Raw genomic sequence first — 22,272 nt, 5'->3', positions numbered from 1 at the left:
ATGCCGCGCGTTTACCCAGTACGCCCAGGAGATTCGCATGGCGAATTCAAGCAGCAGGGCAGGCAGGGCGCGATCCGGCGATCAAGGCCAGGGGCGTTTCAGCGCGCTGGCCACGTCATTCGCGCTTGAGCAACTGGACGACGCAGAACAGCGCATCCTGGCCATGCTTGGGGCGTCCGTCCTGAACCAGTGGAGCGAACTGCCGCAAGGCACGCGGCATCGCCTCATGAGCCATGAAATGGCGCAAACCGAATTCAGTCTTCCGCAGGTGAAGGCGCGGATCGCGCGCTTCATGGCGGACGGCGGCAGCGGCCAACCGGGTGATTCGCCGCCGGTGCGCATGCGCCCGGGCATCACGCGCGTGGAGCGCGACGACGACGACTTCGTCGACCGGGCCAAGACGGCCTACAAGCAGGACGGCGGCGAGGCCGAGCCCGCGCACTATAGCCACATCAACGAGTTCGACGGCAAGCGCGTCGTCGTCTTGCGCAACAAGCGCGGCGTGCTTGCGGTGTACGAGGATGTGCAAGGCCGGGCGACACGCCTGGCGCGCTGGCCCGCCTCTTGGGTGTAAGGCGAGCCAGCCCTGTTTACCTTGCAGGAATGCCTTGCTGGATACGCTGGTATAAAGTCGGCTACCAGTGACTTTTTCCTGAAGGACACGATGGTGCATGACTTCCACGAAACGTCGATCCTGCTTTTCGCATACGGGACCCTGCAAGACAAGGCGGTGCAGATGGCCAATTTCGGCCGCGAACTGACCGGGCGGCCCGATGCGATGACGGGCTATGTCCAGCACTGGGTGGCCATCACCGACCCCGAGGTCCTGAAGACCAGCGGCAAGGCGCAGCATCCGATCGTATACGCCAGCTACGACCCGAAAGACGAAGTCCAGGGCACGGTATTCGAAATCAGCCAGAAAGAACTGCACGCCGCCGACAACTACGAAGTCGCTGACTACAAGCGCGTGTCGGTGTTGCTGAAGTCCGGCGTGCACGCCTGGGTGTACATCAAGGCCTGACGCGTCTTTGCCTGCCCGATCCGCTTTTGGGCGGCCCCCGATAAAGTTGATACAATAAGAATCATTATCATCTGATTCACGCCATGACGACGCGCCGGGTTGCTGACCGCGCGATGGATATCGACTTAGGGGCATCATGGGGGAGCGGTTCTTCGGCGTGATCGCCGAGGCATACAAAGCGTGGAACACCGAGCTGATCGGTTTTCTGAACCGGCAGCTCAAGCGCTCGCCGGATACCGCTCGGGATCTGGCGCAAGAAACGTTCGCTAAATGGCTTGCCGCCAGCAACGGCGCCGAGCCGCCGGAAAAGCTGCGCGCCTATCTGTACGAGATCGCGCGCAACCTGCTGCGCGACCATTGGCGCCGTGAAGGCGTGCGCGGCGAGCACGTCGTGGCGAGCCTTGACGACCAGGGCTTCGAACCGCCGGACGGCAGCCTGACCGCCCACGCCGGGCATCAACCCGAAGCCCGCGCCGATACGAACCAGCGCCTGCGCCTGCTGCAATCCGCCATCGACGAGATGCCGCCGCGCCAGCGCGAGGCCTTTCTCCTTTATCGGTATGATGAGCTCCGTTGCGAGGACATCGCCGACCGCATGGGCATTTCGGTGCGGGCGGTGGAAAAGCACCTGCAACTGGCCCTGGCGCATTGCAAGCGCCGTGTCCACGGCGAAGCGTCATGACTGAATCCCACCCCCTATCCGCGATTGAAGAAGCCGCGAGCGCATGGTTCATGCGCCGTCGGGCGCGCACGTCCGACGCCGGCGCGGAACAGGCGTTCCAGGCGTGGCTGGCGCAATCGCCGGTGCATCGGCAAGAGTACGAACGCCTGGCTCAGGTCTGGGACGACATGGCCGCCTTGCCGCGGCAGGCAGCGGCGCGCGCCCCGGCGCCTGTCATGCCCGCGCCAACTTGCGGGTGACCGACGCGGTGTCCGTCATTGCGGGCAGCCGCCTGACCTGGTGGGAAAACCGGACCCAGAATCGCAACGCCTACTTCAACCAGTTCACCAACACCAAGAGCAACATCAACGGCAAGTTCACGCCGTACCTGGGCCTGGTGGTGGACCTGAACGAGCAGTTGTCGGCCTGCGCCAGCTACACCAGCATCTTCACGCCGCAGACCACCACGGACGTGAACGGCCAACTGCTGGATCCGCGCACGGGCAAGCAGGTCGAGATCGGGCTGAAGGGCGAATTCCTGGATAAGCGCCTGAACGGCCACGCCGCGCTGTTCCGCATGGAAGCCAAGAATCGCGCCATGACGGATCCGGACAATCCGCTGTGCTCGATGGCGGCCGGCAAGATGCGCAGCCAGGGCTTCGAAGCCGAAATCAGCGGCAGCCCGGCGCCGGGCTGGGACATCACGGCCGGCTGCCGGCTACCGGTTCAACAAGCATCTGGAAACCACGCTGACCGTGAACAACCTGTTCGACAAGGTCTACTACCAGCGCGTGTGGGCGGCCTACGGGTCGAACTACTACGGCGAGCCGCGCAGCGTGATGCTGAACGTGCGCGCGACCTACTGAGCAAGGGAGCGATGCTGGAGGCCGAGGCGCCGGGGCGATCGAGCCCTAGGCCTTCAGCCCCAGCCGCCGCGCCAGTTTGTGCAGGTTGCTGGGGTCCACGTCCAGCGCGCGCGCGGCGTGCGCCCAGTTACCGTGATGCGCATGCAGCGCGCGGCGGATCGCCTGGCGCTGGCAGGCGTCTACCGTGTCGCGCAAAGACGGGACGCCCGCAGCAGGCGCGTCGCCAACGATTGCGTCATCCGGCGTGGCCGCAGGCGCATGGTGGTCCGACACGTCCAGCAGGGTGGGCTGCAGCGTCACGATGTCGTTGCGGTCGGCGCCGTGACTGACCGCCTTGATGGCGGCGCGGCTGATCACGTGTTCCAGTTCGCGAACGTTGCCCGGCCAGGAATAGCGGCGCAGCATTTCCTCGGCGTCTTCGGACAGCCGCAGGCTGCGCAAGCCCAGCCGCGCCCGGTTCAGTTCCAGGTAGCGGCCGGCCAGCAGCAGCACGTCATTGCCGCGTTCGCGTAGCGGCGGAATCGGAACCGGGTAGACCGACAGGCGGTGATAGAGGTCGGCGCGGAAATCGCCGGCCTGCACCAGGTCTTGCAGGCTGCGGTTGGTGGCGGCCACGATGCGCACGTCCACCGTGCGCGGCCGGTCGTCGCCCAGGCGCTGGATTTCGCCGTTCTGCAGGGCGCGCAACAGCTTGGCCTGCACCAGCAGCGGCAGTTCGCCGACTTCGTCCAGGAACAGCGTGCCGCCGTTGGCCGCTTCGAAGCGGCCGGGCCGGTCCGTGACCGCGCCTGAGAACGCGCCCTTGGCGTGACCGAACAATTCGCTTTCCGCCAGGGATTCCGGCAGGGCGGCGCAGTTCACATGCACCAGCGGTTTGCCGCCGCGGCGCGACAGGCGATGCACGCGATGCGCGAACAACTCCTTGCCGACGCCGGTTTCGCCCAGGAGCAGGACCGGCAGGTCGGAATCGGCCACCACGTCGATTTCATGCAGCAGGCGGGCGATGGACTCGCTGTTCCCCAGGATTTCGTAGCGGTCCGTGGCCACGTTGCCGGCGGGCGCGGGGCCGCGGGCGTCGCGCAAGGCGCGGATCTCGGTTTCCAGGCGGGTGGTGCGCAAGGCGGCTTCGACCAGCACGATGGCGTCGCGCAGTTCCGTCTGGGCTTCGGTGTCGAACGTGCCGACTTCCAGCGCATCCAGCGTCAGTACGCCCCAGGGCTGGCCTTCGACATGCAGGCGGGTGCCCATGCAGTCGTGCACCGGCAGCGGTTCGCCGGCCATGCCGTTGATGAGGCCGTCGTAGGGGTCGGGCAGTGTGCTGTCGTGATGGAAGCAGGTGATGCCGCGGCGGGCCAGGATGGCGGCCAGGCGCGGGTGCTGGTGCACGGCGAAGCGCCGGCCCAGCGCGTCCCGGGTCAGGCCGTCAACCGCGACGGGACGCAGATGATCCTCTTCCTGTTGAAGCAGGGCGACGGCGCCGCAGCGGAAATGCGCACGCAGGCTGGAGACCAGCCGTTGCAGACGGATGGCGGGCGGAAGATCAGCCACCAGATCGGCAAGCAAGAGGTTTCGCATGGGGTCGATTTTACCGTCGCAGGGTGATTAAAACCCCGATTTGCGATGGTCTTATCTACCCTTTGTTTTGCAAGTCTTTGATTTGAAGCAATGTTTTTCTGGCATGGTTTTCGCTTCTATCCAGGTACCCGTCAAGATCACTGGAGAGACGCGATGAACATGGTTGAGCAATCCCTGGGCCAGTTGGCCCGCAGCATTCCGGGCGCCACGCAGGTGTTCCACGAATACGAACTGGATTTCTGCTGTGGCGGCAAGAAAAGTCTGGGCGAAGCGGCGGCCCAACGGTCGCTGGATCCGGCGCAGATCGAGGCGCGTCTGATCGCGCTGTCGAGAAACCCGCCCCGGGAGACGGATTGGGGCCTGGCCTCCCCCGCCGAACTGATCGACCACATCCTGGCGCGCTATCACGATGTGCATCGCCAGCAGTTGCCCGAACTGATCCGGCTGGCGCTGAAGGTGGAACAGGTGCATGCCGACAGCCCGGATTGTCCGGCCGGCCTGGCCGACCACCTGCGCACGATGCACCAGGAACTGGAAAGCCATATGCAGAAGGAAGAGCAGGTGCTGTTCCCGATGCTGGCCCGCGGCCATGGGGCGATGGCGACCATGCCCATCATGGTGATGCGCATGGAGCACGACGACCATGGCGTGGCGCTGGAACGCCTGCTGGCGCTGACGCACGGCCTGACCTTGCCGCGCGCCGCATGCAACACCTGGCGCGCGCTGTACCTGGGCATCCGCACGTTCAAGGAAGACCTGATGGCGCACATCCATCTGGAAAACAACATCCTGTTCGACGACGCCGCCGCGCCGGTGCGCAACTGACCGGCCCGCCGGCGCCTGCGGCCTGTACACTCGGGGCACCTTAGGGCTCAGGGGATGCTTGATGGCCGGAAGCAGTTTCTTCGCATTGTTCGACGATATCGCCACGATTCTGGACGACGTCTCCGTCATGACCAAAGTGGCGGCCAAGAAAACGGCCGGCGTGCTGGGCGACGACCTGGCGCTGAACGCGCAGCAAGTGAGCGGCGTGCCGGTCAACCGGGAGCTGCCCGTCGTGTGGGCGGTGGCCCGGGGGTCCTTCATCAACAAGCTGATCCTGGTGCCGTCGGCGCTTTTGATCAGCGCCTTTCTGCCCTGGGCGGTGACGCCGCTGCTGATGCTGGGCGGCGCGTTCCTGTGCTTCGAAGGCGTGGAAAAGCTGGCCCACAAATTCCTGCCGCATGGCGATTCGGCGGAAGGCAATCATGCGGCGCGCGCCGAAGCCTTGCAGGACGCGTCCGTGGACATGGTCGCCTTCGAGCGCGACAAGATCAAAGGCGCGGTGCGCACCGATTTCATCCTGTCCGCCGAGATCATCGTCATCAGCCTGGACGCGGTGGCCGACGCCGACTTCACGCGTCAGGTACTGGTGCTGTCGATCATCGCCATCGCCATGACCGTGGGCGTCTATGGCCTGGTGGCCGGCATCGTCAAGCTGGACGATCTGGGCCTGTACTTGAGCCAGAAGCGGTCGCAGGCGGTGGCCTGGCTGGGCAAGCGCATCGTGGGCGCGGCGCCCTACCTGATGAAGACGCTGTCGGTGGTGGGCACCGCGGCCATGTTCATGGTGGGCGGCGCGATCTTGACCCACGGCATCCCGCCGGTCTATGCCGCCGTCGAGCGCGCCGCCGCCGCGGTGGGCGGGAGCGGCGTGGTGCAGGCGCTGACGTCCACCTTGCTCAACGCCTTGTTCGGCATCGTGGCCGGGGCGGTGGTGCTGGCCGTGGTCAGCGTGGCCAAGCGGCTGTTCAAGAAAGGCTGACGCAGCATGGCGCCGCACTCCTGCGGCGCCTGATTACCTCTCCCCCAGGAATGAAACAACGGCCGGGCCTACCGGCCCGGGCCCGTTGGCACTAGGGAATCCCCTGCCTTGTTGACCGGAAACGCATGCGCCTAAAATTGGCGCCAATTTATGTGATTATTGTTTCGACCACCGGCATAGACCATGCGCCCGCGCCGCGGCCATGGAAACGAGGAAATCATGCAGTCCAACGCAGCTCCCGCCATCCAGCCCGACGCCGCCCGCGCGCGGGCCATATACGACCTGGGCCACAGCACCGTCTTCGCGGCCCGTTCCGATCCGCGCTTTTCCTATTGCATGTATGTGCCGCCGCACATCGACACCGCCCGCCACCCGATGGAGCTGGTGGTGATCATGCACGGCACCGGCCGCGCCTTCGTGGAATACCGCGACGCGTTCGCCGAGTTCGCGCGCTGGAACGACTGCATCGTGCTGTGCCCGCTGTTCCCCGTGGGCCCGCTGGGCGACGGCAACCGCGACGGCTTCAAGCAGCTGCGCGAAGGCGACATCCGCTATGACCAGATCCTGCTGGACATGGTGGCCGAAGTCGGCGAGAAGTTCGGCCGCGACTTCAAGAAGTTCGGCCTGTTCGGCTATTCGGGCGGCGGCCAGTTCGTCAACCGCTACGCCTACCTGCACCCGGAAAGCCTGTGGGCCGTGTCGATCGGCGCGCCGGGCTCGGTCACGCTGCTGGACCCCAGCCAGGACTGGTGGGTGGGCGTGCGCGATGCCGAAGCCCGTTTCGGCAAGGCCGTCGACATCGAGGCGCTTAAAGAGGTCGCCGTCCACATGATCGTGGGCAAGGCCGACCTGGAAACCTGGGAAATCACCCACCGCGAAGGCGGCAAGTTCTTCATGCCGGGCGCCAACGACGCCGGCAAGACGCGCCCCGAGCGCCTGGAGTCGCTGCGCCGTTCGTTCGAAGCGCAAGGCGTGAAGGCGGTGCTGGACGTGGTCGAGAACGTGCCGCATGACGGTTTGAAGTGCGTGGGCCAGGTGCAGGACTTCCTGGCGGACGCGCTGCGCAAGTTGCGACATGCTGATAATTGATATCGCTGGACGCGGGCGCGGCGCACCGCCGCGCGGCGTCCAGGAATAGGAGAGGGCCATGCTGCGTTTTGCGCTATCCCGAATTGTCATGGCCGTGCCGACCCTGCTGATCGTGGCGGTGGCGGTGTTCGTGATGATCCGGCTGATTCCGGGCGATCCCGCCCAACTGCTGCTGGGCGACCTGGCCACGCCGGCCGCCCTGGCGGACCTGCGTGCGCGCCTGGGGCTGGACCAGACCTGGCTGACCCAGTTCGGCATCTGGTTCGGCAACATGCTGCACGGCGATCTGGGATCGTCCATCAACACCGGGCAGCCCGTGCTGCCGCTGGTGTGGGACCGCTTCCTGATCAGCGGGCGCGTGGTGCTGGTGGCGGTGCTGTTCGCCGCGCTGGTCGCCGTGCCCGCCGGCATGATCGCGGCCTGGAAGCAGAACAAATGGCCCGACCTGTTCCTGGTCGGTTCGGCGACGCTGCTGGTGTCCATCCCGACCTTCTGGCTGGGCTTGCTGCTCTTGATCTTCTTCGGCCTGAAGCTGCAATGGCTGCCGGTAGTGGGCTACGTGTCCATCGGCGAAGACTGGAAGGCGGGCCTGCTGTACCTGGCCATGCCCATCCTGACGCTGTTCCTGCACGAGATCGGGGTGCTGATGCGCATGGCGCGCGCCAGCACGCTGGAAGTGCTGCGGCTGGACTACATCACCCATGCGCGCGCCAAGGGCTTGTCCGAATCGGCCGTGCTGATGCGCCACGCGTTCCGCAACGCCTTCGGCCCGACCTGGACGCTGATCGGCCTGGTGCTGGGCAATCTGCTGGGCGGCATCGCGGTGGTGGAAACCGTGTTCACGATTCCCGGATTGGGCCGCCTGCTGGTGGATTCGATCTTCGCGCGCGACTACCCCGTCATCCAGGGCTGCCTGTTGTTCGTGGGCGTCGTCTACGTGATCGTGAACCTGCTGATCGACCTTTGCTATCCCATCTTCGACCCGAGAGTGACCGCCGAATGAAAAAGCGAATCGCAGCTAACGCGCTCCTGGGCGGCGTGATCGTCGGGGCGATGATCGTCGCGGCGGTCATGGGCGCCTTCTGGACGCCGCATGACCCGCTCAAGATCAACTTCGTCGCGCGGCTCAAGCCGCCGGGCGGAGATTTCCTGCTGGGCACCGACGAATTCGGCCGCGACGAACTGTCGCGCCTGTTGGCCGGGGCCGCAAGCAGCGTCTGGATCAGCCTGCTGACCGTCACGTTCGCCATCGTGGCGGGCACCGCGATCGGTACCCTGACGGGCTTCGTGCGCGGCTGGACCGACCGCATCATCATGGCCTTCAACAATGCGCTGCTGGCCTTCCCGGGCCTGCTGCTGGCGTTGGGGCTGCTGGCGGTGGTGGGCGCCAACAAGTACGGCATCATCCTGGCGCTGGGCCTGGCCTACACGCCGTCGGTGACGCGCATCGTGCGGGGCACGGTGCTGTCCCTGCGCGAAAAGGAGTTCATCGAGTCGTCCCGGGTGCTGGGCAATTCCGAGCTCTACACCATGTTCCGGCACGTGCTGCCCAACTGCGTGGCGCCGCTGACCGTGCTGGCCACGTCCATGTTCGGCTGGGTGATCCTGGCGGAAAGCGCGCTGTCCTTCCTGGGCCTGGGCGTGCCGCCGCCCGCGCCGACCTGGGGCAACATGCTCGCCGCCGCGCGCCCGTTCATGGCGCAGGCCTCGTATCTTTCCATCCTTCCCGGCCTGGCCATCGCGCTCGCGCTGCTGGGGATCAACCTGCTGGGCGACGCGGTGCGAGACCGTCTCGATCCCCGCATGAGGGGCGTGCAATGAGCGCACTGGTAACCGTATCGAACCTGTCCCTGACGGTGGGCGAAGGCGGCCGCGAGATCGTCAGCGGCGTGTCCTTCGACGTAGCGCCGGGCGAAATGGTCGGCATCGTCGGCGAATCCGGCAGCGGCAAGACCCAGGCGGCACGCGCCATCATGGGCCTGACGCCGGCGCCGCTGGTGGTGGCCGGCGGGGCCATCCTGTTCGAAGGCGTGGACGTGACGAAGGCCGATCCTGCCGTGCTGCGCAAGCTGCGCGGCGCGCGCATCGGCATGGTCTTCCAGGAGCCGATGACGTCGCTGAACCCGTCCATGCCGATCGGCCGCCAGCTGGACGAAGGCCTGAAGCTGCACCGCAAGGACTTGTCCACGGCGCAGCGCCGCGAACGCATCCTTGAAATGCTGCGCCGCGTCGGCATTCGCGACCCCAAGGGGGCGATGGACGCCTGGCCGCACGAGTTTTCGGGCGGCATGCGCCAGCGCATGATGCTGGCCTCGGTGATGCTGCTGGAGCCGGCCCTGCTGATCGCCGACGAGCCCACCACCGCCCTGGACGCGGTGGTGCAGCGCGACGTCCTGGAACTGATGGTGGACCTGACGCGCGAACACCATACGGCGGTGCTGATGATCAGCCACGACCTGCCGATGGTGGCGCGCTATACCGAGCGCATGGTGGTGATGCAGCATGGCAAGGTGCTGGAAACGGGCACGACCGCCGGCATCCTGGAGCGGCCGCAGCACCCCTACACGCGCAAGCTGCTGGACGCAATGCCGCGCCGCCTGCCGGCCCGCAAGCTGGCGCCGGAGGCGCCCATCGTCGAGGTCAAGAACCTGGTGGTGGACTACGCGGGCCACCAGCGCCTGTTCTCCCGCACGAACGCCAAGCGCGCCCTGGGCGGCATCGACCTGCATGTGCAGCCGCGCGAAGTCGTCGCGGTCGTCGGCGGATCGGGTTCGGGCAAGACGACGCTGGGCCGGGCGATCGCCGGCCTGCTGGCGCCCACGTCCGGCCAGATCCTGTTCCGCAACCAGCTGGTGAACCGGCGCTCGGCCGCCTGGCGCGACTACCGCCTGAATTGCCAGATGGTGTTCCAGGACCCGTATTCGTCGCTGGACCCGCGCATGACCATCGGGCAGCTGGTGGGTGAAGGCCTGCGCATGCTGAGCGACATGCCCGCGGCGGACAGGCGCCGCCGCGTGGACGAGGTGCTGGCGGAGGTGGGCCTGGGGTCCGAGTACGCCAAGCGCTTTCCGCATGAGATGTCCGGCGGCCAGCGTCAGCGCGTGGCCATCGCCCGCGCCATCGTGCGCCGCCCGGCGTTCGTGATCGCCGATGAACCGGTATCCGCGCTGGACGTCACCGTCCGGGCGCAGGTGCTGGACCTGTTCGCCGACTTGCAGGAACGGCACGGGTTCTCGTGCCTGTTCATCAGCCACGACCTGGGCGTGGTGGAGCAGGTGGCCGACCGGGTGGTGGTGATGCGCGATGGCGGCATTGTCGAGCAAGGCTCGCGCGACGCCGTGTTCGACCGGCCGCAGAATGACTACACGCGTAGCCTGCTGTCGGCGATCCCGGCGCTGGAATCCACCGATACTGGGGGCGTGCGCCTGCGGTGGCGGTTGGACGGGCAAGAGCCCTTGCGGGCCAGCGCGTGAGGGCAGGGGGGGAACCCCCTGCTATCGCCGCAAGAAGTTATGCCTAAAATACGCGTTTTGGATTTGATTGACGGGAGTGGTCCATGCCGAAAGCGGCAGCGACACAGCCCGGCCTGGTAGACCGTATTGCCCATGATATTCAGTCGGGTGTGTATGGTCCCGGCGCCTGGTTGAAACAGATCGACCTGCAAGAGCGCTATGACGCCAAGCGTCTGGACGTCCGGCGGGCGCTAGACCAATTGGCCGCCAAGCGGCTGATTGCGCACATCCCGAACCGGGGCTATCACGTCTATGCGATGGACCCGGACCAGCATCTGCAGATCCGCGACATCCGTGTCCTGCTGGAAACCGGGGCGGCGGCCGACCTGATGCCCAACGTCACGGCGGCAAAGGTCCGGGCGCTGCGCACGCTGGCCGAACGCTTCGCCAAGCTGCTGCACGACGGCACCTTGCTGGAGCAGTACGAGGTCAACCTGGCGTTCCACGCCGGCATGTACGACCTGTGCAGCAACCGCGAACTGGCCGCCCTGATCCAGGAAACCCGCGCGCGCGGGCCCGCGGCGCCCGCCAAGGAATGGGTGACCCGTTCACGCATCGAAATCTCGGCGCGCGAACACTTCGACATGGTCGAAGCGCTGGAGGCCCGCGACGTCAAACTGCTGCAGAAGATCATTGCCCAGCACGTGGGGCAAGACATCTCCTGACGCGGCGCATCCGGCCGATGGCGCTTCGCCCACGCGGCGGCCCACCTGAAAAGGGGGCCGCCGCGTTGTTTTCCCGCGAGTGCTTCAGGGATACCCCCGATGGCGGCTTACGGAGGAGTCGCCATAATTAGCAGATTATTTTGGCGCCAATATATGCGTGAAATCTGCGCCGCACGCCGGGGAGTCTTTTCCATGCACCACCATTTTGTTCCCAGAGCGCTTGCGCTCTCCCTGGCGCTTGCCGCCGTGCCGGTCCACGCGGCCGTGCTGACCGTGGCGCAACCGGCCGACATCCGGTCGACCAACCCCGGTGTCAACCGCGACAACACGACTGACGGCGTGGTGCTCAATATCGTCGAAGGCCTGGTCGGCTACCGCGAGAACGGCACGGTCGGCCCGCTGCTGGCCAAGTCGGTGGACCTGTCGCCGGACGGCCTGGCATACACCTTCACGCTGCGCGACGGCGTCAAGTTCCACAACGGCGCCGCGCTGACGTCCGCCGACGTGATCTGGAACTGGCAGCGCTACATGGATCCGAAGACGGATTGGCGCTGCCGCAGCGACTTCGACGGCCGCAACGGCCTGAAGGTGACGGAAGTGACCGCGCCCGACGCGAAGACCGTGGTGATGAAGGTGGACCGCAAGTCGGCCGTGTTCCTGGATTCGCTGGCGCGCACCGACTGCGGCATGACCGCCATCATCTCCAAGGATTCGGTCGCGGCGGACGGGTCGTGGATCAAGCCCGTGGGCACCGGTCCCTACATGTTCAAGGACTGGAAGCGCGGCGAATACACCTTGCTGTCCGCGTTCAAGGACTACGTGTCGCCCGAAGGCGACAAGCCGGACGGCTACGTCGGTTCCAAGCGCCCGCTGGTGGACGAAGTGAAGTTCCTGGTGGTGCCGGACCCGTCCACGTCCAAGGCCGGCCTGATGTCCGGCGCCATCGACGCCAGCCAGATCACCAACACCGATGTGGGCGAACTGAAAAGCGCCAAGAACCTGACCGTCTTCAGCCCCCACGACGCGGTCAAGCACGTGCTGCTGTTCCAGACCCAGGACCCGGTGCTGAAGAACGTGAAGGTGCGCCAGGCGATCGCCGCCGCGCTGGATATCCCGCAGGTGGTGGCCGCCGCCTCCGAAGGCCTGGGCCAGTTGAACAACTCGGCGGTCCACGCCGGCTCGGCCTACTACAAGGAAGCCGAAAAACGCAGCTACAAGTACGACCCGGCGCGTGCGCAGCAATTGCTGAAGGAAGCGGGCTACAAGGGCGAGCCCATCGTCATCTACGCGAACAAGCGTGCCCACGTGCCCAGCTACCAGGTCGCGGTGATCGCGCAGGCCATGATGCAGTCGGTCGGCATCAATGCCAAGATCGAAGTGCTGGAGTGGGCCACGCAGCTGGACCGCTACAACACCGGCAAGTACCAGGTCAGCTCGTTCTCGTTCTCGTCCCGCCTGGACCCGTCGCTCAGCTTCGAGCAGTTCTCGGGCGACAAGGCCAAGCAGCCGCGCAAGGTCTGGGACGATCCCGCCGCGCAGAAGCTAATCGACGAAAGCTTCCTGGAATCGGACCCGGCCAAGCGCCAGGCCCTGTTCGATCAGCTGCACGCGCTGATGCTGGAGCAGACGCCGATGCTGATGCTGTACAACGGCGCCGACGCCTGGGCGGTCAACAAGCGCGTCGAAGGCTTCTCGGTGTGGGAAGGCAAGCCCAGGGTGTGGGAGACCAAGGTCGTCGAAGGGAAGTAATGCTTCCGGCCACTTCCCAGGCGTCCAGAGGCGTCCCTCCCGCAGGGCCGCCCTAGTCCAGCTTCACGCCCGCCTGCCTGATGACGGCGGCCCAGTCCTGGACTTCCTTGCCCAGGAAGGCGGTGAGTTCCGCTGGCGTGGACGGGGCCAGGATCAGGCCTTCGTCGGCATAGCGTTTTAGCAGTTCGGGATTGGACAGCACTTTCTGCAGGGCGGGTTGCAAGCGGTCGATGACCGCTGCCGGCACGCCGGCGGGCGCCATCAGGCTGTACCACGTAGTCGCTTCCAAGCCCTTCACGCCCTGCGACGCTGCCGTCGAGACGTCGGGCAGCGCCGGCGACTTCTCGGTTCCCGTCACCGCCGCCGCGCCGACCCGGCCGCCTTTGTACTGAGGCAGCATTTCCACGACCTGCGTGACGCCCATGCTCAGTTCGCCCGACGCCACGGCCAGCAGCACCGGCGAGCTGCCCTTGTAGGGCACGTGCACCAGCTTGCCGCCCGTGGCCAGGTTGAGGACTTCGCCCGTCAAATGGGTGATGCTGCCGGCGCCGGATGAGCCGAACGTCAGCTTGCCGGGTTCTTTGGACGCCAGCGCAATGAGTTCAGGCAGGTTCTTGGCCGGCAGGCCCGGGTTGATGGCGAAGACCAGCGGGCTTTTGCCGACGAGGGTGATCGGCTGGAAGTCCTTCACCGGGTCATAGTTCAGGTTCGGGTACAGGCTGGGCGCGATCGCCAGGGTCGATACGTTGCCCAGCAGCAGCGTGTAGCCGTCCGGTTCCGCCCTTGCCACCGCATTGGTCCCGATGGTGCCGCCCGCGCCGGCCCGGTTCTCGACGATCACCTGCTTGCCAAGCGTGTCGTTCAGTTGTTGCGACAGCGCGCGCGCCAGCGTGTCCGCCGCGCCGCCGGGCGGGAAGGGCACGATGATGCGGATGGGCTTGTTCGGATAAGGTTGGGGCTGGGCTTGCGCAACCGGGCTCAGGCCCAGCGCCAGCAATCCGGCCAGCGCCGTGGCTAACGCGCCGCGACGATTGAATTTCCTGTACTTCGACATGCTGCTCTCCTGATAGAGAAAACGGGGTCATTGCAGAAAACGAATCAGCGCGGTGCGTCCTGGGCGGGCGGATGGCAGGCGTGCCAGTGGCGGGCGATATCTGCGCGGCGGCACACCCACACATCGGAATGGGCGGCCACGTGGTCCAGGAAGCGCGCCAGGCCGGCCGCGCGGCCGGGCTGGCCGACCAGGCGCAGGTGCAGCCCGACGGACATCATCTTGGGGGCCGTCGCTCCTTCTTCGTAAAGCAGGTCGAAGGCGTCGCGCAGATACTCGAACAGGTCCTGCCCGGTAGCCATGCCGCCGCGGATGAACTTGGCGTCGTTGTTGGCCAATCCGTAGGGCACAAGCAGGTGCGGCTTATCGGCCACCCGGGTCCAGTAGGGGAGTTCGTCGTTGTAGGTGTCGGAATCGTAAAGAAAGCCGCCTTCCTCCACGAGCAATGCGCGGGTATTCAGGCTGGGGCCATAGCGGCAGTACCAGCCCAGCGGGCGCGAGCCCACCGAACGGGTGATCGATTCCACCGTGCGGCGGATGCGCTCGCGTTCCTGTTCCAACGTCAGGTTCTGATGCCGCTCCCAGCGCCAGCCATGCGCGCAGACGTCATAGCCCGCCGCGCGGATGGCCTCGCAGACCTCGGGGTTGCGTTCCAGCGCCAGGCCGCAGCCCAAGACCGTCGCCGTCATGCCGCGCGATTGCAGTTGCCGGTGCACCCGCCAAAAGCCGATGCGGCTGCCGTATTCGAACATCGACTCGGCCGCCAGGTCGCGGCCGCTAAAGCCGCCCGCGCCGCCTTCGGTCAGCCCGGTCTCGGATTCGGCATCGCCGTCCGGCACCGAAGGCTCGCCGCCTTCTTCATAGTTGATGCACAGGTTCAACGCCAGACGGGCCCCGTCGGGCCATTGGGGATCGGGGGGATTTGCGCCATAGCCGATGAAATCGCGGCGCAAGTGGGGAGGATCGAAGTTCATGACGGACAAGCCACCTGAGAGGAGTCAATCGGGAAGGGAAACGACGGCATGAGGGGCCGGCGCCTGCCAGAATTCGTCGTCGTCGTCGCGGCCGGTCTGGCCCATCAAGACAAGGAATTCTGCCGGCCCGCCCAGCACGGTCAGGCCGTGATGCCAGGTGCCGACGCGATAGCACACGCCCTGGCTGCCGGAAGCCAGAAAGGCCTCCAGCCGCGCCATATCCGGCAAGCCGTCGGCCCCGGTCGGCGCGACCACGACAAGGTAGGGCGTCGCCGTCAGGGGAACGAAGGTCTGGGCCGCATGCGGATGCCGTTCCATCAGTTCGATCACGACGGGACCGGCCGCCCGGGCATTCACGCGGCTGACCCAGCAGGCCTGCCGCATGACTTGCGGCCCGTGCCGCATCGGCTCGGTCAGGTGGTGGCGGCGTTCCGTGCCTTGGTGCGCAACCACCTCGCCATAAGGCGCGAACGCGTCGGGGGTAAGAGGCTGTACGCGCACGACCGGTTGAGGATTCGGCACGTCAGGCGCCATGGGAAAGGTATCCCAGCGAATTGACGTAGCTGCGGCGCACGCTCTCCAGATGGGCGGCCATCGCCTGGCGCGCGCGCGCGGAATCGCCCGACAACAGGCCGAGCACGATCGCCAGGTGTTCCTCCCGGGCTTGCACCTGCCGCTGCGGCAAACGTTCGACGTCGCACATCCGCACTTGCCGGCGGGTCGCGGTGATCATCGACGCCAGGTTCCGGTTGCCGCAATAGGCGGCAACCAGGTCATGCAGGGCGTTGTCGACCTCCCAGTCCGATTTTTCGTCAGGCGTCTGGCCGTCCAGCAAGGCCTGGAGACGCGTGCGGAGTCCTTCCAGCGGCTCGGCCGGAATACGCCCCGTCGCCATCGCCGCCGCCTCGCTTTCCAAGAGGCTACGGATCTGCAGCAGTTCCAGCAGATCCGTCACGCCGAACGACCGCACCACGATCGACCCGTTGGACAGGCGCTCCAGCATGCCTTCGCCCAGCAGCCGGTTCATCGCGGCGCGCAACGGCGTGCGCGACACGTCCAGTTCATCGGCCAGCCGCCGCTCTTCCAGCACTTCGCCAGCCGGAATCCGGCGCGAAACGATTTGGTCCAGAAGCGTTTGATAGGTGCGTTGCGTAGCGTTCATAAGCGTGTTGCAGGAAATGGAAGCGGCGCCGCCCACCCGAAAACCGGGTTGCGGCCGATGCGATGGCTGAACGGTACTTCATTGGTATCCCAATGGGATACCAGTAGTATCCCGAATACTCGAACCGAACGAAATCAGCGGGGGAAGGCGAAGAAGGGGAAGGGGATTCCGCCCAGGACGGAGCGGAACAGGCCCGGAGAAAGGGCAATTCGCCCAAAAGGGCGGAATTCGCGCACAAGGAAGGGAAATACGCCTGCTTAGGCATGCCGCCACACGCAGGACGGACACCGCCACGACGCCCACAACCATGTATGCCGATTGTGGCCGCCCGCGCGGCCGCAATTCGGCGGGCGACGCAAGACTCTCCACCCACCACGGGTCTAGCAGCGCCTCAAGCCAAGACGCTGGTAGCCCGTCGGCGCAGCCACCCTGACGGCGCGCAACCTTGATGCGCCCGAGGGAATCTGAAGGAAGCGGCCGCAGGCCGCAACGAAGATGACAAAGGGGCAGTCCGGAGCGAAGGCTCCGGACCGCAATCGTGGGCGCGCGCCGTCAGGGTGGCTGCGCCGATGGGCGGCCTACAACAAAAACCGCCTGCACTACCAAGCCTACTGCGCCACCCGCTCCACTTCCCAAGCACGCGGCTTCTTCACCGCCCAAGGCTGATACCCCTTGATGTTGCTCCGGTAAGCCCCGATATCCAGCCCGTTATAAAGCGGAATGCTCGGCACATCCGCCAGGAACAGCTGATGCAGCTGGTCGAACGCCGCCTGCCGCTTGGCATGGTCCGTATCCACGGACGCCGCTTCCACCAGCTTCGCGGCCTCGGGGTTGTCCCAGATCTTGCGCGGTTGCTTGGCCTTGTCGCCCGTCACCATCTCGTAATTCAGCGCCGCGTCCAGGCGCGCCGAATAGGGGAACGTCATCATCTGGTAAGTGCCCGCGTTATAGCGGTCCAGCTGCGTCGCCCATTCCACCACCGACAATTGCGCATTGATGCCCACCGACTGCAGCATCGCCTGCACGATCACGGCCGAGTTATACGACTGCGGGTAGCGCTTCGTGGTCAGGATCGTCAGCTCCTGGCCTTTGTAGCCGGCCTCCTTCAGCAGCTTCTGCGCTTGCGCGGGATCGTAGTCCCAGCCTTGCTTCTGGGCCGCGTCATGGAAGGGCGAGACCAGCGGCACGATGGAATTGTTGGGCTGTGCCAGGCCTTCGGTGACCGCGGCGGCCAACTGCTTGTAATCGATGGCGTGGGCCAGGGCCTGGCGCATCTTCGGGCTGGACAATACCGGATCCTTGGTCTGCAGCAGCAGCGCCGTCATGCTCATCACCGGCGCGTAGGCCACCTTCACGTTCGGCGTGCCTTGCAGCACGGGGACGTCGTTGTTGGACACGTCTTCGATGATGTCGATGTTGCCGCGCTGCAAGGCGGCCTTGGCGGTGGAGTCGTCTGGCACGATCATGAAGCGCACTTCGTCCACCAGCGGACGCTTGGATCCGGTGTAGCCGTCGCGCTTGCCGTCCAGGTTCGAATAGCCGGCGAACTTGGTCAGGCGGATGTATTCGCCGCGCTTCCATTCCGCCAATTCGAACGGGCCGGTGCCGATGGGCTTGATCCAGGCGCCGTCCGCGCCGACGGAATCCTTGGACAGGATGCCGGTGCCGCCGCAGTCGGTGCGGGCCAGCGACGCCAGGAACAGGCTGGTGGGCTTTTCCAGGTGATAGACCACCGTCTGCGCATCGGGCGCGTCCACGCTAGTGACTTTCACCGTGCCGCGGCCGTCGAATTCGCTGGCGCAGCGCCAGCCGGAATTGGCAGCGGTGTAGTGCTGCCAGGTCCACAGCACGTCGGCCGACGTCATCGGCTTGCCGTTGTGGAACGTGATGCCGTCGCGCAGCTTGAACGTATAGGTCTTGCCGTCGGGGCTGATGTCGACCGACTTGGCCAGCAGCGGACGCACTTCGGCGTCTTCGCCGTAGGCGACCAGGCCTTCGACGATGTGCAGCACGACCGCGTCGCTGTTGCTGTCGCGGTTGACGCCAGGTTCGGTGGAACGGATGTCGGCCGTCAGCGAGATGCGCAGCGGCGGCGCCGGTTGGGCGGCGGCCGCGCCGGCCAGGCCGGCAAGCGCCAGCGCAACCGCGGCGCGCAAACAATGGTTCGTCATTGATATTTCCTCGGGTTGCGCGGACGCGTTGCCGGTCAGGCGGCGGCCAGCAGTTCGGGTTCTGCGGTCAGGCTGTAACGGGTGAACGTGCGGTTCAGCGCGGGCAGCGGCGCCACTTCCATCAGGCCGGCGGCGGGTTCCATCACGACCATGGCGACCGTGGCCGACAGGTTGTCGTGGCTGCCGGGGCGCGGCGGGCGGCAAACGGAATAGGGCGCGCCGAAGTCGTCGAACAGCGCGCGCTTCAAGTCTTCGCGCGTCAGTTGCGTCTTCTCGTTCAGCAGGCGGCGCACGCGCCAGTCGCGGTAGGCGCTTTCCGGCGTGCTGGCGCGACCGGTGTCGCGCAGCTTGCCAAGCGCCACTTCGCTGACCCAGTGGTTGGCGTGCACGATCAGGTCGTCGGCGCCCGGGTAGATCGGGAAGGCTTCATCGGTGGTGCATTCGTAGTCCACGCCGAAACCGGCGGCCATGCCGATCATGATGTTGTTCGAACACGACTTGGGCGTGGTGGCGACGGCCTTGATGGCCAGCGCGAAATGCTGCTGTTCCAGCACCTTGCGGCGGATCAGCGACAGCGGCACGCCCAGTTGGCGGAAGTCGCGGTCGGATTCCAGGTAGTTGGCGGTGATGGATACGCCGGCGCTGTTCAGGCCGCTGCGGGCCAGGCCGCCGGCTTCAACGAAAGTCAGGATGTCCGGGCCGTTGTCGTTGCGCACGCGCAGCACGATGGCGGTTTCGGCGCATTCGGCGCGCCAGTCCCAGTTCTGGCCGTGGATCAGGTTGCCGTTGGCCGAGCGCGTGGGCAGGATCAGGGCGCCGGTGCAGCCGTCGCCCGGTTCCAGTTCGGCGGCCTTTTTCTTTTCAGCGCGCGCCTTGGCCACGACTTCGGTGCGCGCGTTCACCATGACGATGTCTTCGAACGGCACGTCGGCGCCCGCGGCGATACCGCGCATTTCTTCCAGGTAGTGCGGGGCGAAGTCCTCGATTTCACGCGCGAAATGGGCGATGAGCTGGGTGCGCGCCATGGCGTCGTAGCCCAGGTCGACCAGCGTCTGGCCGTACATGGCCGCGCTTTTGCGCACGCGGTCGGCGGCTTGTTGGCCATAGGAGCGGCCACGGGCTTCGGGCGTGCCGGAAACCGATACGAAAGGGAATTGGGTGATCTGGGTCATGGACGGTAAGCGGCGACGCGCGCCGTGTAGTCGGAAGGGGAAATCGATATTTCAAAAATGTTAGCTTATTTTGGCGCCAATATTGCTCAGGGTTTACCCAATGACGCGCTACGGGTGCTGATGGCCCTTATCCTGCTTGCAAGGCGCGCGCCGCCAGGTCGCCGCAGGCGGTGAACTCGGCGCCCGCCGTTCGGAAGCGTTCCAGCAATTGCTCCACTTTCTGCAGCCGCGCCGCGCGGCCGACGCCGTTGTCTGCGCGCGGATGCAGGGTCAGGCAGGCGTAGCCCTCGGCCGCCAGCAACGCGTCGCCCTGTTCCACCCAGTGCGCATAGGCGCGGTCCTGGGTGACGCGGCGGCTGAAGTGGGTGGCGTCGCACAGGCCTTCGCTCCAGGGCAGTTCGACCATGCCCGCGCCGCCGTCGGCGTCCAGGGCGTAGGGGGCGTCGTCATCGATCGCGCTGCTGTCGTAGCGGTAGCCCAGTTGCCGCAGCAACGGCACGGTGCACGCCGAGAAAGCGCTGCCGGTGTAGCGGAAGCCTAGCGGCGTGGCGCCCGTCAATTGGGCCAGGCGGTCGCGGGCGCGTTCCAGCACCTCGCCTTCGCGATCGCCCAACGTGCTCAGATCTTCGAAGGCATTGCCCTGCGAGGCGGCTTCATGCCCGTCGCGCAGGCTTTGCTCCAGCAGATCGCGGCAGCGCTCGGCTTCGAATACCGGCCAGAAGAGCGTGGCGCGGATGCCTTGGCGTCGCAGCATGTCCAGCACGCGGGCAAGGCCCCCGCCGTAGGCATAGCGGCCATGCGCGTCGCGCCCGTGCAGCGCAGCTTCGGGCTGGGTCGCGGCTTCGGGGCCGATGCCTTGCACGTTCAGGGTGACCAGCACGGTCTTGGGGGCGGTCATGCGCGTCTCCAGTTGTCGGGGTGGGCCAGGCAGTGGCGGGCCAGCGCTTCCAGCGTCATGACGTGCACGTCGGGCTGGGCCGCGACATGGCCCAGGAATCGGTCCAGGGCGGCGGCGCGGGCGGGCGTGCCGGAACCGCCGGCCGCCTTGGGATGCACGGTCAGGTGGACATAGCCTTCGGCCTGGCGCAGGGCCTCGAATTCCTGGATCCAGTTGTCGCAGGCTTCGGCGGCCAGGCTGTGGCCCGAGAAGTAGAACGGATAGTCGTCCAGCGACACGGTGTTGTTGGGCAGCATGATGAAGCCGTCGTCGCCGTCGGCCAGGTAAGGCCGGTCCTGGTCTTTTTCGCTGGCGTCATAGCGGTAGCCCAACTGGCGTAGCACCGGCAAGGTGCGATGGCTCTTGCGCCCGGACGGCGAACACCAGCCCGCCGGCGTCACGCCCAGTTCCTGCTGGATGATCCGGTGCGTTTTCGCCAACAGCGCGGGTTCCTCGTCGCCCAGGTCCCAGGCCTCGTGCAGATAGCCGTGCGCGGCGATTTCATGGCCGGCGGCCAGGATGGCGTGGAAGGGGGCGGGGTAGTGTTCGACGTCGTAGCCGCAGGCGAAGAAGGTGGCGGGCATGCGGTGCCGCGCCAGGATCTCCAGATGCCGGGGCACGCCGCGCCGGATGGCGTAGCGGCCGGCCGTGTACGGGCCTGCCGGGAATTGCTTGCGGCCGACTTCGACGGCCGGGCCGTCCACGTGGACGGTGACGCAGACCACGGCGCGCACCGGCGCCGCGCCGGCGGCACGCAAGCCTTGCGCCCGCAGTTCGCGGTCCAGCGGCAGCCAGGGGTTGTCGTCGGCGCGGACCGCCGCGCCGTAGGGGAATCGTTGCATCAGGTGGCCTTGATGTCGGCGTTTTTGATCAGGGCGCGCCACTTCTCGCTTTCGCTGGCGACGAAGCGGCCCAGTTCTTCGGGCGTGCCGCCATGCAGCTCCAACCCGTTTTGCGTCAGTTGCGCCAGCGCGGGCTGCTTGAGCGCGCTTTGCACTGCGCTGTTCAGCGTCCTGACGATGGCGGCCGGCGTGCCCGCGGGCACGAACACGCCGTTCCAGCCGATGGCCTGATAGCCGGGGAAGCCGGACTCGGCCACGGTGGGCACGTCCGGCAGCGCCTGCGCGCGCTGCGCGGATGTCACCGCCAACGGGCGCGACTTGCCGCCGTGGATGAATTGCTGCTGGTTGATCACCACGTCCATCAGGATGGGGAACTGCCCGCCCAGGAAATCGTTGACCGCCGCCGCCGCGCCCTTGTACGGCACGCCGGGCAGGTCCAGCCCGGCCGTGGCCTTCAGCAGTTCCATGGCCAGATGCGCCGAACTGCCGTTCTGCGTGATGCCGTAGAAATACTTGCCCGGGTTGGCCTTGATGAGGGCGACCAGTTCCTGCAGGGTCCGCGCCGGAAACGACGGATGCACGACCAGCACGTTGTTGTAGTAGCAGACCATCGACACCGGTTCGAAGTCCTTGACTGGGTCGTAGCCGATATTCTCGTACAGGCTCTGGTTCACGGTGTGCGTGCCGGTGGAACCCAGCGCCACCGTGTAGCCGTCGGGGGCCGAGCGCGCGGCCTGCTGGGTGCCGATATTGCCCGCGGCCCCGCCCTTGTTGATGACGACCACGCTTTGCTTGAGCGCTTCGCCGATGCCCTGCGCCAGCGGCCGGGCCACCAGATCGGTGCCGCCGCCGGCGGGAAAGGGCACGATGAACTGGATGGCGCGCGCCGGGTAGTCCGCCGCCCAGGCTTGGCCGGGCCGGGCGACCGCCGCGCCGGCCAGGGCCGCGGCAGAGGCCGTCAGGAATTGCCGGCGGCTGACGCCGCCGTGCGGTTCATTGCTGCTGCGTGACTGCTTCATGG

At 66.4% G+C, this 22,272-nt stretch carries 22 protein-coding genes and 1 pseudogene; 13 read left to right on the top strand and 10 right to left on the bottom strand.

Annotated features, from left to right (window positions below):
• Positions 1-37 precede the first annotated feature (37 nt).
• The 5 genes and pseudogenes from A9973_RS18810 to A9973_RS31180 form a co-directional block, all read left to right on the top strand.
• The gene (locus A9973_RS18810; protein WP_183015223.1) at positions 38-574 is read left to right on the top strand and encodes a hypothetical protein; all 537 of its coding nucleotides are present in this window, start codon (positions 38-40) and stop codon (positions 572-574) included.
• Positions 575-664: 90 nt separating this feature from the next.
• On the top strand, positions 665-1,021 hold the full coding sequence (locus tag A9973_RS18805; RefSeq protein WP_183015222.1) for a gamma-glutamylcyclotransferase family protein: 357 nt from the start codon (positions 665-667) through the stop codon (positions 1,019-1,021).
• A 136-nt stretch (positions 1,022-1,157) separates the two neighbouring features.
• Positions 1,158-1,703, top strand: coding sequence for an RNA polymerase sigma factor (locus tag A9973_RS18800; RefSeq protein WP_183015221.1), 546 nt, complete (start codon positions 1,158-1,160; stop codon positions 1,701-1,703).
• Positions 1,700-1,942 carry a DUF4880 domain-containing protein gene (locus A9973_RS18795; RefSeq protein WP_183015220.1) on the top strand — a complete coding sequence of 81 codons (243 nt, stop codon included), beginning with the start codon at positions 1,700-1,702 and terminating at the stop codon, positions 1,940-1,942. Before A9973_RS18800 ends, A9973_RS18795 begins: the two co-directional genes overlap by 4 nt.
• Positions 1,939-2,325: pseudogene (locus A9973_RS31180) on the top strand (TonB-dependent receptor domain-containing protein); the annotation flags it as partial. The gene A9973_RS18795 and the pseudogene A9973_RS31180, both read left to right, overlap by 4 nt.
• Positions 2,326-2,593: 268 nt before the next feature.
• Here A9973_RS31180 and norR read toward each other — a convergent pair.
• Positions 2,594-4,123, bottom strand: a complete 1,530-nt coding sequence (gene norR / locus A9973_RS18785; RefSeq protein ID WP_183015219.1) for a nitric oxide reductase transcriptional regulator NorR — start codon at positions 4,121-4,123, stop codon at positions 2,594-2,596.
• A gap of 153 nt (positions 4,124-4,276) precedes the next feature.
• Here norR and ytfE point away from each other — a divergent pair, with 153 nt between their 5' ends.
• The 8 genes from ytfE to A9973_RS18745 all read left to right on the top strand — a co-directional run bounded on the left by ytfE (position 4,277) and on the right by A9973_RS18745 (position 12,942).
• Entirely contained in the window at positions 4,277-4,948 is a 672-nt protein-coding gene (gene ytfE, locus A9973_RS18780; RefSeq protein ID WP_183015218.1) for an iron-sulfur cluster repair protein YtfE, read from the top strand.
• A gap of 61 nt (positions 4,949-5,009) precedes the next feature.
• Entirely contained in the window at positions 5,010-5,927 is a 918-nt protein-coding gene (locus tag A9973_RS18775) for a DUF808 domain-containing protein (RefSeq protein WP_183015217.1), read from the top strand.
• Positions 5,928-6,146: 219 nt separating this feature from the next.
• Positions 6,147-7,016, top strand: coding sequence for an alpha/beta hydrolase (locus tag A9973_RS18770; RefSeq protein ID WP_183015216.1), 870 nt, complete (start codon positions 6,147-6,149; stop codon positions 7,014-7,016).
• A 58-nt stretch (positions 7,017-7,074) separates the two neighbouring features.
• Complete coding sequence (locus A9973_RS18765) at positions 7,075-8,019, top strand: ABC transporter permease (RefSeq protein WP_006223711.1); 945 nt, start codon at positions 7,075-7,077, stop codon at positions 8,017-8,019.
• Complete coding sequence (locus tag A9973_RS18760; protein WP_105555188.1) at positions 8,016-8,837, top strand: ABC transporter permease; 822 nt, start codon at positions 8,016-8,018, stop codon at positions 8,835-8,837. The genes A9973_RS18765 and A9973_RS18760 overlap by 4 nt, the downstream gene beginning before the upstream one ends.
• Entirely contained in the window at positions 8,834-10,489 is a 1,656-nt protein-coding gene (locus A9973_RS18755) for an ABC transporter ATP-binding protein (protein WP_183015215.1), read from the top strand. The genes A9973_RS18760 and A9973_RS18755 overlap by 4 nt, the downstream gene beginning before the upstream one ends.
• An 83-nt stretch (positions 10,490-10,572) precedes the next feature.
• Positions 10,573-11,193, top strand: coding sequence for a GntR family transcriptional regulator (locus A9973_RS18750; RefSeq protein ID WP_183015214.1), 621 nt, complete (start codon positions 10,573-10,575; stop codon positions 11,191-11,193).
• A gap of 192 nt (positions 11,194-11,385) precedes the next feature.
• Positions 11,386-12,942: an ABC transporter substrate-binding protein gene (locus A9973_RS18745; protein ID WP_183015213.1), complete on the top strand. Its 1,557-nt coding sequence runs from the start codon at positions 11,386-11,388 to the stop codon at positions 12,940-12,942.
• Between the two features lie 52 nt (positions 12,943-12,994).
• Here A9973_RS18745 and A9973_RS18740 read toward each other — a convergent pair whose 3' ends face one another.
• The 9 genes from A9973_RS18740 to A9973_RS18700 all read right to left on the bottom strand — a co-directional run bounded on the left by A9973_RS18740 (position 12,995) and on the right by A9973_RS18700 (position 22,270).
• Positions 12,995-13,996 (bottom strand): tripartite tricarboxylate transporter substrate binding protein, encoded by a 1,002-nt coding sequence (locus tag A9973_RS18740; RefSeq protein WP_183015212.1) that lies wholly within the window; start codon positions 13,994-13,996, stop codon positions 12,995-12,997.
• A gap of 44 nt (positions 13,997-14,040) precedes the next feature.
• Positions 14,041-14,967, bottom strand: a complete 927-nt coding sequence (locus A9973_RS18735; RefSeq protein WP_183015211.1) for an allantoinase PuuE — start codon at positions 14,965-14,967, stop codon at positions 14,041-14,043.
• A 24-nt stretch (positions 14,968-14,991) separates the two neighbouring features.
• Entirely contained in the window at positions 14,992-15,489 is a 498-nt protein-coding gene (locus A9973_RS18730; RefSeq protein ID WP_370539504.1) for an ureidoglycolate lyase, read from the bottom strand.
• A 1-nt stretch (position 15,490) separates the two neighbouring features.
• Complete coding sequence (locus A9973_RS18725; protein WP_183015209.1) at positions 15,491-16,129, bottom strand: GntR family transcriptional regulator; 639 nt, start codon at positions 16,127-16,129, stop codon at positions 15,491-15,493.
• 608 nt (positions 16,130-16,737) lie between these two features.
• A complete protein-coding gene (locus tag A9973_RS18720) occupies positions 16,738-18,300 on the bottom strand; it encodes an ABC transporter substrate-binding protein (protein ID WP_183015208.1) in 1,563 nt (520 codons plus the stop codon).
• A gap of 35 nt (positions 18,301-18,335) precedes the next feature.
• Positions 18,336-19,472, bottom strand: a complete 1,137-nt coding sequence (locus A9973_RS18715) for a C45 family peptidase (RefSeq protein WP_183015207.1) — start codon at positions 19,470-19,472, stop codon at positions 18,336-18,338.
• 127 nt (positions 19,473-19,599) lie between these two features.
• The gene (locus tag A9973_RS18710) at positions 19,600-20,370 is read right to left on the bottom strand and encodes a polysaccharide deacetylase family protein (protein WP_183015206.1); all 771 of its coding nucleotides are present in this window, start codon (positions 20,368-20,370) and stop codon (positions 19,600-19,602) included.
• On the bottom strand, positions 20,367-21,251 hold the full coding sequence (locus A9973_RS18705; protein WP_183015205.1) for a polysaccharide deacetylase family protein: 885 nt from the start codon (positions 21,249-21,251) through the stop codon (positions 20,367-20,369). Before A9973_RS18705 ends, A9973_RS18710 begins: the two co-directional genes overlap by 4 nt.
• Entirely contained in the window at positions 21,251-22,270 is a 1,020-nt protein-coding gene (locus A9973_RS18700; RefSeq protein WP_183015204.1) for a tripartite tricarboxylate transporter substrate binding protein, read from the bottom strand. Before A9973_RS18700 ends, A9973_RS18705 begins: the two co-directional genes overlap by 1 nt.
• Between the last annotated feature and the right edge of the window lie 2 nt (positions 22,271-22,272).

This window comes from Achromobacter sp. UMC46 (assembly GCF_014170335.1).
In the GTDB taxonomy this organism is placed as follows: Bacteria; Pseudomonadota; Gammaproteobacteria; order Burkholderiales; family Burkholderiaceae_B; genus Achromobacter.
Note: the sequence above shows the minus strand (reverse complement) of the source record. Positions and strands in the feature narration are given on the sequence as shown.

Coding starts and splice junctions, on each gene's coding strand:
- A9973_RS18715 (WP_183015207.1), bottom strand. CDS start 19,472: ATGACCCAGATCACCCAATTCCCTTTCGTATCGGTTTCCGGCACGCCC.
- A9973_RS18755 (WP_183015215.1), top strand. CDS start 8,834: ATGAGCGCACTGGTAACCGTATCGAACCTGTCCCTGACGGTGGGCGAA.
- A9973_RS18740 (WP_183015212.1), bottom strand. CDS start 13,996: ATGTCGAAGTACAGGAAATTCAATCGTCGCGGCGCGTTAGCCACGGCG.
- A9973_RS18760 (WP_105555188.1), top strand. CDS start 8,016: ATGAAAAAGCGAATCGCAGCTAACGCGCTCCTGGGCGGCGTGATCGTC.
- A9973_RS18800 (WP_183015221.1), top strand. CDS start 1,158: ATGGGGGAGCGGTTCTTCGGCGTGATCGCCGAGGCATACAAAGCGTGG.
- A9973_RS18705 (WP_183015205.1), bottom strand. CDS start 21,251: ATGCAACGATTCCCCTACGGCGCGGCGGTCCGCGCCGACGACAACCCC.
- norR (WP_183015219.1), bottom strand. CDS start 4,123: ATGCGAAACCTCTTGCTTGCCGATCTGGTGGCTGATCTTCCGCCCGCC.
- A9973_RS18765 (WP_006223711.1), top strand. CDS start 7,075: ATGCTGCGTTTTGCGCTATCCCGAATTGTCATGGCCGTGCCGACCCTG.
- A9973_RS18725 (WP_183015209.1), bottom strand. CDS start 16,129: ATGAACGCTACGCAACGCACCTATCAAACGCTTCTGGACCAAATCGTT.
- A9973_RS18745 (WP_183015213.1), top strand. CDS start 11,386: ATGCACCACCATTTTGTTCCCAGAGCGCTTGCGCTCTCCCTGGCGCTT.
- A9973_RS18810 (WP_183015223.1), top strand. CDS start 38: ATGGCGAATTCAAGCAGCAGGGCAGGCAGGGCGCGATCCGGCGATCAA.
- A9973_RS18700 (WP_183015204.1), bottom strand. CDS start 22,270: ATGAAGCAGTCACGCAGCAGCAATGAACCGCACGGCGGCGTCAGCCGC.
- A9973_RS18805 (WP_183015222.1), top strand. CDS start 665: ATGGTGCATGACTTCCACGAAACGTCGATCCTGCTTTTCGCATACGGG.
- A9973_RS18770 (WP_183015216.1), top strand. CDS start 6,147: ATGCAGTCCAACGCAGCTCCCGCCATCCAGCCCGACGCCGCCCGCGCG.
- A9973_RS18710 (WP_183015206.1), bottom strand. CDS start 20,370: ATGACCGCCCCCAAGACCGTGCTGGTCACCCTGAACGTGCAAGGCATC.
- A9973_RS18750 (WP_183015214.1), top strand. CDS start 10,573: ATGCCGAAAGCGGCAGCGACACAGCCCGGCCTGGTAGACCGTATTGCC.
- A9973_RS18795 (WP_183015220.1), top strand. CDS start 1,700: ATGACTGAATCCCACCCCCTATCCGCGATTGAAGAAGCCGCGAGCGCA.
- A9973_RS18775 (WP_183015217.1), top strand. CDS start 5,010: ATGGCCGGAAGCAGTTTCTTCGCATTGTTCGACGATATCGCCACGATT.
- A9973_RS18735 (WP_183015211.1), bottom strand. CDS start 14,967: ATGAACTTCGATCCTCCCCACTTGCGCCGCGATTTCATCGGCTATGGC.
- ytfE (WP_183015218.1), top strand. CDS start 4,277: ATGAACATGGTTGAGCAATCCCTGGGCCAGTTGGCCCGCAGCATTCCG.
- A9973_RS18720 (WP_183015208.1), bottom strand. CDS start 18,300: ATGACGAACCATTGTTTGCGCGCCGCGGTTGCGCTGGCGCTTGCCGGC.